Raw genomic sequence first — 11,975 nt, forward strand, 5'->3', positions numbered from 1 at the left:
CCTCGCGAGGACCGATCTGATCAGAACCTGGCCGTTGCCTGAACCACTACGCCGATGATTCGGCAGGCTTCAGTGAAAAGGGCTTTCGGATATGTCGGATTGAGCGGGACCAGGTAACGCTGCCCGCCCTCTTCGATCAGCTTGCGAAAGGTCGCCTCGGTGCTGTCCGGCCATTGGGCAATCACCAGTTTTCCGGGCTCCGGCACAATGGCCGGGTCCACCAGGATCATCATGCCCTCGGCGATACTGACGCCAGTCGGTGCGGTCATCGCATCGCCCGTCACCCTCAACCAGAACGCCGCGCCCTGAGCGTGGTAATCGGTCAGCTCGAATCGCGCCTTGTCATACACGGTCGGCTCGCCGTCGCGCACCTCGCAGGATTCTCGCCAGTCACTGACCGGGTAGCGGAAGTACGGGTTGTACTTTCGCACCAGATCCTGGCTGTCCTCCTTCGACGTGTCCGGCTCGCGGATAACCAGCGCCACTTCGAGAAATTCCATGCCCAGCGCGTGTAGTACCCGGTTCATGTCATCGATGCCCGGCTGGCGGCGTTTGTTCAGCCAATGGCCGATGCCGCCCTGGGACATTCCGAGGCGCTCGGCGAGTATCTCTTGAGTGACGTTGAGTTCACTCATCTTGGCCTTGACCAATTCAATCCATTTATCCATGTGCGGCACGATACGTGGGCGCCTCTCCCCATCAAAACACAAATTGTAGTATTTAAATTCTCGTCACAAATACACTTCGTACTAGGATTGGATCACGGATCTGAATCTATCACGGAGCTTGCCATCGCCATGACTATCCCCAGCAACGACCTGCCCGATCTGCAAATCGACACCTCCCTCACCTCGCCAAAAGGCTCGGCTGCCGCACAACGGGCACTGGATTATTACTTGAAACCAGCTGTGTCCGAGGAGGTGGAAGAAGAGCGCTTTTTTGAGGTGAACCGCAACGTCAGCAGCGAGGAAGCGCTGGTGCGTGCTTCAGATCTGCTGTGCTGCGCCGCGGCCACGGCATCCGAATCGGCGAATAGTCTGCACGGTGTCCACCGGGCCCTGGCATTTTCGACGGTGCATATGATCGATATGGCCAAGGCGCTGCTGGATCGGTCCCTGGACGAGGATCATCACGCATAAGAAAGGAGGAGTAATTCGAGGGCGCGAAAAGAATTTTCCAATCGCGCAGATAAAATCATTTGACTTGCAAACGAGAATGATTATTATTGCATGCAGCTGGTCGCGAGATCAGTCGATTGTCCAAGTGACCTTAGGTCGGTCTCCTGGACTATCTCCTCATCAGGCTAATCACGGTTTTTGACCCGGCTTTTTGCCGGGTCTTTTTTTTTGCCAGTTATTCTGGCTTGACCTTCAGGCTAATGAAGTCTTTATGTGCTGCAAATTCGATGGCGCGGATAATATCAAAAGAATATCTGTTGGCAAGAGAAGCCCGGCAACATTGGCCCAAACTCGCGAAAAATAGCACTTGAGAATCAATCGCGCAGTCTCTAAGCTGCGTCTGCGTCAAGGAGGACGCCCCCCGCTACACCCCGCAATTTCCCCCGGTTTTTCCCTTCCCAGCGTGTAAAGTAGCAGCCATAAAAATCATATTCAGGAATCGACTATGACCGTGGCTAAATCCTCTTTCAGCATCAGTGCAAACTTCGACAGCGGCAATATTGAAGTGCTGGATATCAGCAATCCGTTGCAAGCGTTGCTGGCCATCAAGCCTGACACCCGCAGCCAGCATTTCCAGTGGTTTCACTTCAAGGCCAGCGGGTTGCACGTCGGTCAGGAGCACTGGTTTCGTCTGAGCAATGCCAGCAAATCCTCATACAACAAAGCCTGGGATGGTTATCAGGCGGTGGCGTCCTATGATCACGTCAACTGGTTCCGGGTGCCGACCATTTTCGAAGGCGACTGCCTGCGTTTTAGCCTCGAAGCCACGGCGACCCACGCCTGGTTTGCCTACTTCGAACCCTACAGCCGTGGCCGCCATGACTGGTTGATCGAGCAGGCGCTGACCAAGGCCGGCACCGAACTGCTGGCCACCGGCAAAAGCGTTGAAGGGCGTGACATTCAGTTGCTGCGCAAAGGCACCGGTGCCGAAGGCCAGCGCAAGGTCTGGATAATTGCCCAGCAACACCCCGGCGAGCACATGGCCGAATGGTTCATGGAAGGTGTGATCGAACGCCTGGAAAGGCACGACGATCCCGTCCTGAACACACTGCTGGCCAGCGCCGATTTGTACCTGGTGCCAAACATGAACCCGGATGGCGCCTTCCACGGTCATCTGCGCACCAACGCCATGGGCCAGGACCTCAACCGCGCCTGGCAGAGCGCCAGCCAGGAAGTCAGCCCGGAAGTCCTGTTCGTTCAGCAGCAGATGGAAAAATATGGTGTCGACCTGTTCCTCGACATCCACGGTGATGAAGAAATCCCTTACGTGTTCACCGCCGGTTGCGAAGGCAACCCTGGCTACACGCCGCGGATCGAAAAGCTGGAAACTCACTTTCGCGATCACTTGAAACATTTGACCAAAGACTTCCAGACCAAACACGGCTACACCCGCGACGAGCCGGGCAAAGCCAACATGACGCTGGCGTGCAACAGCATTGGCGAGAAATTCGACTGCCTGTCGCTGACCCTGGAAATGCCGTTCAAGGACAACGATGACGCACCGAACCCGCTGACGGGCTGGTCGGGCAAGCGGTCGAAGCAGTTGGGCAAGGATGTGTTGACGACTGTTGCGGATATGGTCGGCACCCTGCGCTAACCAAGATCTAAAGATCGCAGGCTTCGCCAGCTCCTACACGGTTCAATGCAGGAGTGGGCGAAACCTGCGATCTTTTGGTGTTTACTCTGCCGCGACCCGCACGCAATCCTCAGGTCCCAACAAGCGCCCATCCTCGGCGCGCAACTCCAGTGCCCGGACAGGTCGACCATTATCCCGGTCAACCACCCGCGAGTGCGCCTCCCCGTCCTCATAAAAGAACGCCTCGCCCCACTGCCGCAAACCAATGATCAGCGGAAACAACCCTTTGCCCTTCTCCGTCAACACATATTCCTGATAGGCGCTGCCGTCCGATGCCGGCACCAGATCGAAAATCCCGTGGGTCACCAGCGTGCGCAATCGCGCCGAGAGAATATTCTTCGCCATGCCCAGACTTCGCTGAAACTCACCGAACCGGCGAATGCCGTCGAATGCATCGCGCACGATCAACAACGACCACCAATCGCCAATGGCATCCAGTGAACGGGCGACCGGGCATTCGGCGCTTTGCATGCTTGTGCGTTTGGCCATGACTGAGCCCTCGAAAACAAACGTGGTTGCAATATAAAACCAGTTTGCTTACCGTACAACTGGTTTTATTTTGAAACCACCTTGGGAGCCCGGCATGAAGCCCACTCAAACAACACTCAGCACCGGCGTTGTACTGCTGTTCGCCGTAGCCTGCGGCCTGGCCGTCAGTAACGTGTATTACGCGCAGCCCTTGCTCGATGCCATGGCCGAGGCATTTGCCATGGACCCGGCCACCATCGGCATCGTCGTCACGCTCACCCAGGTAGGTTACGGCGTCGGATTGTTGTTGCTGGTGCCGCTTGGCGATCTGCTGAACCGTCGACGTTTGATCGTCACGCAAACCCTGCTGTCGGCGCTGACCTTGTTGATGATCGCCCTCGCGTCGAACAGTACCTGGTTGTTGATCGGGATGACGTTGACCGGGTTACTGGCGGTGGTGACACAAGTGTTGGTGGCCTACGCCGCGACATTGGCCATCCCGGCGCAGCGCGGGCGCGTGGTCGGCGTGGTCACCAGCGGCATTGTTATTGGCATTCTGCTGGCCCGGACAGTCGCGGGTGGGATGGCTGATCTGGCAGGGTGGCGGTCGATTTATCTGTTGTCGGCGGGGTTGACGCTTGTGATGGCGTTGCTGCTGTTTCGCGTACTGCCGAAACACGAGAACACGCAACCCGCCCGTTCTTATGCGACGTTGCTCGGTTCGGTGTTCACATTGTTCAAGGAAGAACCGGTGCTGCGTCAACGGGCGGTTCTCGCGTTGCTGACCTTCGCCAGCGCCATGGTGCTGTGGACACCCATGGTGTTGCCGCTGAGCGCCCCGCCGCTGTCGTTGTCCCACACGCAAATCGGATTGTTCGGACTGGCCGGTGCTGCCGGTGCATTGGCGGCTGCACGTGCCGGGCATCTGGCCGATCGCGGTTTGGGTCAATGGACCAGCGGGTTGTCACTGTTATTGATGCTGGTTTCCTGGTTGCCGATCGCCCTGACCCAATCCTCCTTGTGGGCCTTGTTGCTGGGTGTGATTACCCTGGATCTTGGCTTGCAAGCCGTGCACGTGACCAGCCAAAGCATGATCTACAGCGTGCGCCCCGAAGCCCAAAGCCGTCTTACCGCGGGTTACATGCTGTTCTATTCGATTGGCTGCGCGTTGGGTTCGATCGGTTCGACGGCGATGTATGCGTGGGGCGGGTGGCTCGGCGTTTGCCTGCTGGGGGCAGGTATCAACGCCGTGGCATTGGTCTATTGGTGGCGGACGCTGCCCACGAAAGCACACGAAACCTGTGGCGAGGGGATTCATCCCCGTTCGGCTGCGAAGCAGTCGTAATTTCATCCACTGCGGTTTATCTGACGAACCGCATTGGGGCTGCTTCGCAGCCCAACGGGGATGAATCCCCTCGCCACAATGGATTTCGGCAGATCAAATCAGGTGCGATCCTTGCCCCGCAACATGCTGTCCAGCACCTCATCACGCCGCACCCAACCATGAAACAACGCCGCCGCCAGATGCAGCAGCACGGTCAGAAACAGCAGATACGCCAGATACCCGTGCGCCTTGCGCAGGAACGCAAACAGCTGCGCATTCGCCGGCACGATCGAGGGCAATTGCAGCGAACTGCTGAGCATCACCGGGTCGCCCGCCGCCGAAATCATTGCCCAGCCGAGCAGCGGCAGGATAAACATCAAGGCGTACAGCAAGACATGCGAAGCCTTGGCCGCCAGCGCCTGCCAGCCGGGCAAGTCCGCGGGAAGCGGTGGCTGTCGGGTAGAAAAGCGCACGCCGAGGCGCACGATCACCAGCAGCAGAATCGCAATGCCCAGCGGTTTGTGCAGATGGATCAGCCATTCATGACGCTCTGATACAGAAGCGACCATGCCCGCGCCGATGAACAGCATGGCAATGATCATCAACGCCATCAGCCAGTGCAGCAGTCGCGCCAGTGGCGCGAAGTGGTTCGGTTGGGCGCTCATTGTTGAGCCTCCTGTTTAGCGGCGGGCAGTTGGCTGACTTCACTGGTGCGACGCAAGTAGGAACTGGCGTAACCGGCAGAACGAGCGGCGAGCAACGGGTCGTCGGAACCTTCAATACCGGATGGCAAGACCAGCGGGTCATAGTTGATGTCCCGGCATTCGCCATTGAGTTGCGGCTGGGTGCTTTCGAGCACCAGCGTGCCAGCGTTCACCACTTTGCGACCTTCAGGCCAGGTTTTGCTGGCGTCGTTCACCGGATCAGCGGGGTCGGCCAGTGTGATCTGGAGCTTCCAACGCAACGGTCCTGCGGCGATCCGCTGAACCAGGTCTTTCTCGAGGAAGTCACCGCCCTCTGGGGCCGTGGCACCTGCTGCGTCCTGTGCCACCGGCACCATGCTCCAGCGCACCGCTTGCCGTTGCCCGGCGGCGTTGACCAGGTAAAACGCATTGACGCTGTTGTAGGTTTCCGTCACGTAACTGGCGGACGGCTTGGCGGTTTTGATCCAGGCCAGGAACGGCGCGGCTTCCGGGTGTGCACCGAAGAACGCCGGCACCGCTGCCGGGTTCGGTTTGCCGGTGGCCGGGTCTGGCGACTGGGCCTGCTGCAATTGGTAAAACGCTTCAGGCGTGCCCACCGGGAACACCGGCATGCTGTTCATCCCGGTACGCCACTGCTGGCCGTTGGCCTGGGTGAAACGCAGTGCGAGACTGCGGATCGGCACGCTGTTGTCCGGTGCGTAAGGATTGCCGGCCGGCAACGCGAAACGCCCCACAACCGGAGTCCGCGCGTCATTGAACACCTGAGCGCTGGAATAACTGCGCGCTTCACCGCTGCTCTCGAAGTGCCCGATCACGCATACCCCTTTGGAGTGATTACGCCGGAACCCCGGGTGCACGCCATTGTTGGTTTCCAACACGTTGATCAGTTTTTTCGGCGTCAGGCGCTGTGGGTCAAAGGTGCCGTTGACGTAGGCAAAAGCCCCGGCCACGACAGCGATCACCACGGCAATGCCGGCCAGGCGCAACGTCAGGCTCGCGGCACTCAACGGTGGCCGGGTGGGCGGTGATGAGCGATCTACCATGAAAGACTCCAGGGCCATCGGCCACAAGTGAGAAGGATCAAGCAGACGAACGCCATGCGGGTTTATTCCATCGCTCGGTATTTATTTTTTCGAGCGTGGAATAACCTCGAGTCCCGGGCGTCTCCCTAGTCCAGCGTAGTGACTAGTCAGAATGTGATGAACGATATCGACGAACAACTGAGTGAAATCATTCCCAGATTGCGCCGGTTTGCCGTGTCGTTGACGCGCAACCCCAGCAGCGCCGACGATCTGGTGCAGTCGTGCCTTGAGCGGGCGCTGTCGAGCTGGAGCGAAAAGCGTCCCGAGGGCGACTTGCGGGCCTGGCTGTTTTCGATTCTCTATCGGCAGTTTCTCGACGCTCACCGCCGCGCTCGGCGTTATGCGCGGATGCTCGAATTCTTTACCGGACGGGACGATTCCCAACCGTCGGTAGAACGCACCGTGATCGCCCAATCGACCTTGCAAGCCTTCGATCAGCTCAACACCGAGCAGCGCGCCTTGTTGCTCTGGGTATCGGTCGAAGGCCTGAGTTACAAGGAGGTCGCCGAGATTCTCGACGTTCCCGTCGGCACCGTGATGTCGCGCCTGTCCCGCGCCCGCCAGGCCTTGCGCCAACTCAGCGACGGCGAAATCACCCGCCCTTCTCTGCGGAGACTCAAATGATCAGCATGCCCCCGAGCGAGCGTGACCTGCACGCGTATGTGGACCACCAACTCAATGATGACGACCGACGCCTGGTGGAGACTTTTCTGGCCGGTAACGTGGAAATGTCTGCACAGGTCCGCGCTTGGCAGCAGGACGCCCAGCAACTGCGCGCGGCCCTCAGCGGCGCATTGCAGCAACCGGCCAACCCGGACCTCGACCCGGCGCTGATTCGCCAACGCCTCAAGCGCCAATCACGCCGTCACCTGGCCAGCGCTGCGGTGTTGCTGATCGCTGTGAGCATCGGCGGAATCGGCGGCTGGCAGGCGCGGGAAATGACCCTCCTCAGCGCTGCGGCACCGATGGCCGATGCGATGCAGGCTTATCGGCTGTTTGCCCAGCAAGGCATGCTGCCGGCCGATTACAAGGTCAGCGACGACGGTGATATGCAGGGCTGGCTCGACCGTTATTTCACCCAGGCCCATCGCTTGCCGGACCTGTCCGGCGCAGGGTTCAAACCGGTCAGCGGGCGCTTGCTCAGCACCGAACAAGGGCCGGCGGCGATGGTGGTTTACGAGGATCGCAGCGGGCACAAAGTCAGCTTCTACGTGCGCCCGCCGGGACCGAGAAACTTCCTGCTGCCGAGGGGCAGTCGCAGTGACGGTGAATTACAGGCCGAGTATTGGTCGGGGAGCGGTTACAACTACGCGATGGTCAGCCCGACAGACACGCCTGCGGCGAAAATGCTCAAGCAAACCGTGCAGTTCTGAATACACCACCGTCCCCTGTGGGAGGATTGTTAACCGTATTCAACCCTGCCCGAAGACTTGAGATGGCCGGCGCAACAGCGGATCAAACGGATTGATCCGCGGCCCGATCAGCGCCGCTTCGCGCTTGAGCATGTCCACTACCGTGGGCAAACGATCCGGCCCGAGCCGATCACTCACGGTGGCAACACTCAACGCCGCCACCGCCCGCCCTTCACGATCAAGAATCGGCACCGCCACACCAGCCATGCCCTGCAACACGCCGGTGTTGCGCCCGGCGTAACCGAGGGCACGCACGTTCTCGACTTCCGAGCGCAGGAACACCTCGTCATACAGGTGAAAATCCTTCAGCCGCGGCAAGTTGTAATGAATCACCGTGTCACGTTCCTCTTCCGGCAGGAATGCCAGGATCGCCAGACTGCCCTGCCCCACACCCAGCGCCACCCGCCCGCCGATGTCGCCGGTAAACGTACGGATCGGAAACGGCCCTTCACTGCGGTCCAGGCAGATCGCATCAAACCCGCTGCGCGCCAGCAAAAACAACGAATCCCCCAACGAGGCCGAGAGCCGCAGCAACGACGGCCGCACCAGCTCGCGCAGGTTTCCGGTGTTGCCGGCACGCGCTGCCAGGGCAAAAAAATCCAGGCTCAGGCGATAGCGTTTACTGCGCACGTCCTGCTCGACCATGCCCTCGTCCATCAGGCTGCGCAGCAGACGGTGCGTGGTCGGTTGCGACAAACCGATGCGCTGGGCCAGTTGCGTCACACGCTCGCCGCCCTCGACGGTGTCACCCAACGTGCGCAACACGGCAAACAGTCTTGAGACGGCACCGACGCCGACTTCATTTTTATTTTCATTCCGCTCAGTGGAATCAGTCATGTGATTTCTCGACGATTAATTTACTCACTGAATGAAACTGAAAATAACCATCGATTCAGTGAAATAGGCCATTGAGCCCATCCTAGTCTTCGTCCTAATCTGCGTCCACAGGGGCGATTCGAACAACAGCGGCAGCCGACTCAAGTCGAGCGCCAACGCACCCGGCAACACCTTTCGTATCTGCCCATACAAAAAAGCGCGACCTCAGGCCGCGCATAACAATCTCAGGTGGAGCGCAGTTATGGCTTTTGTGCAACTTGAAGGACTCGGCAAACGCTACGGTGAGATCGACGCCGTCGTCGCCACCCACCTCTCGGTCGAGAAAGGTGAGTTCGTTTCCCTGCTCGGCCCCTCCGGCTGCGGCAAAACCACCACCCTGCAAATGATCGCCGGCTTCGTCGAAGTCACCAGCGGGCGCATTTTGCTCGACGGTCGCGACATCACCCACGCCAAACCTGCCAGCCGCGGTTTGGGTGTGGTGTTCCAGAGCTACGCACTGTTCCCGCACATGACCGTCAAAGACAACGTCGCCTTCGGCCTGCGCATGCGCAAGGTGCCCAACGGCGAGTTGCAGCAGCGTGTGGACCGGGTGCTGAAACTGGTGCGTCTGGACCAGCACGCCGAGCGTTACCCACGAGAACTGTCAGGCGGTCAGCGCCAGCGTGTTGCCCTGGCCCGAGCGCTGGTGATCGAGCCGCCGGTGCTGTTGCTGGACGAGCCGTTGTCCAACCTCGACGCCAACCTGCGCGAAGAGATGCAGTTCGAGATCCGCCGCATCCAGCGCGAAGTCGGAATCACCACGTTGATGGTCACCCACGACCAGTCCGAAGCGCTGTCCATCAGCGACCGCGTGGTGGTGATGCAGGCCGGGCGCATTACCCAGATCGATGCGCCCTACACCCTTTACGAACACCCGCGCACCGAATTCATTTCCGGCTTCGTCGGCAAGGCCAATCTGCTGCCCGGCGAGCGTGACAGTGCGGGTGTGATTCAGGTGCGCAGCGGCGGTGAACTGACCCTCAGCCTGCGCCCGGAAAAAATCGATCTGCGGGAAAAAGATCACGGCCGTCTGCAAGGCCAGATCGTCAGCCGCTTCTTCCTCGGCAGCCAATGGCTCTACGGCGTCTCCACGCCCCTGGGCGAGCTCTGCGTGGTGCGCCGCAACGATGGCTCGGCGCCGATGAACGAAGGCACGGCCGTCGGCCTCGACTGGGACGCGGCGCTCCTGCGGGTGCTGAGTGTCGACGAGGTGTCAGCATGAGCACGCTCGTCGCCCTTCGCCAGGGACGCCAGGGTTACCTGTTGTCGGCACCGGCGCTGGCGTTGTACGTCTGCCTGCTGGTGATCCCGCTGCTGCTGACGCTGGTGTTGTCGTTCAACGTCTTCGACTACAGCTCGGGCATCAACGGTAACGCCTACACCGTCGACCATTACAGCAGCCTGCTGGGTGACCCGTACTTCTACGAAATTTTCCTGCGCACGTTGTGGATCAGCGCTCTGACCACCCTGCTGTGCGTGGTGATCGGCGTGCCCGAGGCCTACATCCTCAGCCGCATGGGCGCGCCCTGGCGCTCGATTTTCCTGATTCTGATCCTCACGCCGTTGCTGATTTCGGTGGTGGTGCGCGCCTTCGGCTGGAGCCTGTTGCTCGGCGCCGACGGCCTGGTCAACCAGACCCTGCAAGCCTTCGGTGGCTCACCGGTGAAGCTGCTCTACACACCGTTCGCGGTAGTGATCGCGCTGGTCCACGTCATGCTGCCGTTCATGATCATTCCGGTCTGGACCTCGCTGCAGAAACTCGACCCCGCCGCCGAACAAGCGGCGTTGTCCCTGGGCGCCAGCCATCTCACGGTGATGCGCAAAGTGGTGCTGCCGCAGATCATGCCCGGCGTGCTCTCCGGCACATTGATCGTGTTCGGCCTCGCCGCCAGCTCCTTCGCCATTCCCGGCCTGCTCGGCGGGCGCCGCATCAAGATGGTCGCCACGCTGATCTACGACCAGTACCTGTCGGAACTCAACTGGCCGATGGGCGCGGCCATCGCCGTCGCGCTGCTGTTGCTCAACCTGCTGATCATGCTGTCGTGGAACCGGATGATCGAAGGCCGCTACAAGAAGTCATTGGGATAACTCGTCATGTCCAAGAACGGTCCTTTCGCCCTGCTGTTCCATACCCTGGTGGTCGTGTTCATGTTGGCGCCGCTGGTGGTGGTGTGCCTCGTCGCGTTCACCCCGGAAAACACGTTGAGCCTGCCGACCACGGAATTTTCCTTGCGCTGGTTCCGTGCGGTGTTCGAGCGCGCCGACTTTGTCGATTCGTTTTACAACAGCCTGATCCTGGCGTTCAGCGCCGCCAGTCTGGCGACGTTGATTGCAGTGCCGGCAGCGTTGGCGATCACTCGCTTCGAGTTCCCCGGCCGGGACTTTTTCAACGGCCTGTTCCTGTCGCCGATCATCATTCCGCACCTGGTGCTGGGGGTTGCCCTGCTGCGTCTGTTCGCGCTGATGGGCGTCAACGGCAGCTTCGCCTGGCTGATTTTTGCTCACGTGCTGGTGATCACACCGTATGTGTTGCGTCTGGTGCTGGCGTCGGCCATCGGCCTGGATCGCAGCGCCGAACACGCCGCGCAATCGCTGGGTGCCGGGCGCTTCACGCTGTTCCGCCAGATCACCTTACCGATGATTTTGCCGGGGGTCGCCGGTGGCTGGCTGCTGGCGTTCATCAACAGTTTTGACGAGGTCACGCTGTCGATCTTCGTCACCTCGCCGGCCACGCAAACCTTACCGGTGCGCATGTACGTGTACGCCACCGAATCCATCGATCCGATGATGGCGGCGGTATCGGCCCTGGTGATTGCGCTGACCGCGGCGACCATGATTCTGCTCGACCGGGTGTACGGCCTGGATCGGGTTCTGGTGGGTAAACAATGAGGGCGCCATGGCTCTGCTGAAACGACTGGCCGAAGGCGACCGCCCGGCCCTGGACTTTACCCTCGACGGCCAACCGGCCAGCGGGCTGCTCGGCGACACCGTGCTGACCGCGGTGCTGACGTGCAGCGAGCATTTGCGCGGCAGCGATTTCAGCGCCGAGCCTCGCGCCGGGTTTTGCTTGATGGGGGCGTGCCAGGACTGCTGGGTTCGGCTGGGCGATGGTCGGCGGGTGCGCGCGTGTTCGACGTTGCTCGAAGCCGGCCAACACATCAGCCGCGAACCGGGGCGTGCCCTATGAACCCAGCTTTCAACTGCCTCTCCCCAATCACCTGTGGGAGCCAGCCTGCTGGCGATGGCGGAGCATCAGCCTCTCTCATTTTTGAATGTGCCACCGTCATCGCCAGCA

The 11,975-nt window shown here is 60.3% G+C and carries 14 protein-coding genes; 9 read left to right on the forward strand and 5 right to left on the reverse strand.

Translation table 11 applies throughout. The annotated features are described in order from the left end of the window. Window positions 1-20: 20 nt before the first annotated feature. A complete protein-coding gene (locus ACM6I5_RS08020) occupies window positions 21-668 on the reverse strand; it encodes a LexA family protein (protein ID WP_017339829.1) in 648 nt (215 codons plus the stop codon). Between the two features lie 129 nt (window positions 669-797). Here ACM6I5_RS08020 and ACM6I5_RS08025 point away from each other — a divergent pair, with 129 nt between their 5' ends. Both ACM6I5_RS08025 and ACM6I5_RS08030 read left to right on the forward strand, forming a co-directional pair. Then, a complete protein-coding gene (locus ACM6I5_RS08025; RefSeq protein WP_017339830.1) occupies window positions 798-1,139 on the forward strand; it encodes a DUF6124 family protein in 342 nt (113 codons plus the stop codon). A 484-nt stretch (window positions 1,140-1,623) separates the two neighbouring features. Continuing rightward, window positions 1,624-2,775, forward strand: a complete 1,152-nt coding sequence (locus ACM6I5_RS08030; RefSeq protein ID WP_414883515.1) for a M14-type cytosolic carboxypeptidase — start codon at window positions 1,624-1,626, stop codon at window positions 2,773-2,775. An 81-nt stretch (window positions 2,776-2,856) separates the two neighbouring features. Here ACM6I5_RS08030 and ACM6I5_RS08035 read toward each other — a convergent pair whose 3' ends face one another. After that, on the reverse strand, window positions 2,857-3,303 hold the full coding sequence (locus ACM6I5_RS08035) for a winged helix-turn-helix transcriptional regulator (RefSeq protein ID WP_017339832.1): 447 nt from the start codon (window positions 3,301-3,303) through the stop codon (window positions 2,857-2,859). A gap of 94 nt (window positions 3,304-3,397) precedes the next feature. Between ACM6I5_RS08035 and ACM6I5_RS08040 the strand changes: the two genes are divergently transcribed. Continuing rightward, a complete protein-coding gene (locus tag ACM6I5_RS08040) occupies window positions 3,398-4,627 on the forward strand; it encodes an MFS transporter (RefSeq protein ID WP_414883516.1) in 1,230 nt (409 codons plus the stop codon). A 98-nt stretch (window positions 4,628-4,725) separates the two neighbouring features. Here ACM6I5_RS08040 and ACM6I5_RS08045 read toward each other — a convergent pair whose 3' ends face one another. Further along, entirely contained in the window at window positions 4,726-5,271 is a 546-nt protein-coding gene (locus ACM6I5_RS08045; RefSeq protein WP_017339834.1) for a cytochrome b, read from the reverse strand. After that, window positions 5,268-6,353, reverse strand: a complete 1,086-nt coding sequence (locus ACM6I5_RS08050) for a catalase family peroxidase (RefSeq protein WP_414883517.1) — start codon at window positions 6,351-6,353, stop codon at window positions 5,268-5,270. The genes ACM6I5_RS08045 and ACM6I5_RS08050 overlap by 4 nt, the downstream gene beginning before the upstream one ends. A 156-nt stretch (window positions 6,354-6,509) precedes the next feature. On the opposite strand from ACM6I5_RS08050, the gene ACM6I5_RS08055 reads away from it, so the two are divergent. Then, entirely contained in the window at window positions 6,510-7,016 is a 507-nt protein-coding gene (locus ACM6I5_RS08055; RefSeq protein WP_414880107.1) for an RNA polymerase sigma factor, read from the forward strand. Further along, window positions 7,013-7,765: an anti-sigma factor family protein gene (locus ACM6I5_RS08060; RefSeq protein ID WP_017339837.1), complete on the forward strand. Its 753-nt coding sequence runs from the start codon at window positions 7,013-7,015 to the stop codon at window positions 7,763-7,765. Before ACM6I5_RS08055 ends, ACM6I5_RS08060 begins: the two co-directional genes overlap by 4 nt. A 39-nt stretch (window positions 7,766-7,804) precedes the next feature. Here ACM6I5_RS08060 and ACM6I5_RS08065 read toward each other — a convergent pair whose 3' ends face one another. After that, a complete protein-coding gene (locus ACM6I5_RS08065; protein ID WP_414883518.1) occupies window positions 7,805-8,641 on the reverse strand; it encodes an IclR family transcriptional regulator in 837 nt (278 codons plus the stop codon). A gap of 241 nt (window positions 8,642-8,882) precedes the next feature. On the opposite strand from ACM6I5_RS08065, the gene ACM6I5_RS08070 reads away from it, so the two are divergent. The 4 genes from ACM6I5_RS08070 to ACM6I5_RS08085 are packed head-to-tail and all read left to right on the forward strand — an operon-like array spanning window position 8,883 to window position 11,867. Further along, complete coding sequence (locus ACM6I5_RS08070; RefSeq protein ID WP_414883519.1) at window positions 8,883-9,902, forward strand: ABC transporter ATP-binding protein; 1,020 nt, start codon at window positions 8,883-8,885, stop codon at window positions 9,900-9,902. Continuing rightward, complete coding sequence (locus ACM6I5_RS08075) at window positions 9,899-10,768, forward strand: ABC transporter permease (protein ID WP_414883520.1); 870 nt, start codon at window positions 9,899-9,901, stop codon at window positions 10,766-10,768. Before ACM6I5_RS08070 ends, ACM6I5_RS08075 begins: the two co-directional genes overlap by 4 nt. 6 nt (window positions 10,769-10,774) lie before the next feature. Continuing rightward, on the forward strand, window positions 10,775-11,569 hold the full coding sequence (locus ACM6I5_RS08080; RefSeq protein WP_414880111.1) for an ABC transporter permease: 795 nt from the start codon (window positions 10,775-10,777) through the stop codon (window positions 11,567-11,569). A 7-nt stretch (window positions 11,570-11,576) separates the two neighbouring features. Continuing rightward, window positions 11,577-11,867, forward strand: coding sequence for a (2Fe-2S)-binding protein (locus tag ACM6I5_RS08085; RefSeq protein ID WP_017339842.1), 291 nt, complete (start codon window positions 11,577-11,579; stop codon window positions 11,865-11,867). Window positions 11,868-11,975 lie beyond the last annotated feature (108 nt).

Origin of the sequence: Pseudomonas sp. IT-P171 (assembly GCF_949767765.1) — a bacterium.
In the GTDB taxonomy this organism is placed as follows: Bacteria; Pseudomonadota; Gammaproteobacteria; order Pseudomonadales; family Pseudomonadaceae; genus Aquipseudomonas; species Aquipseudomonas fluorescens_B.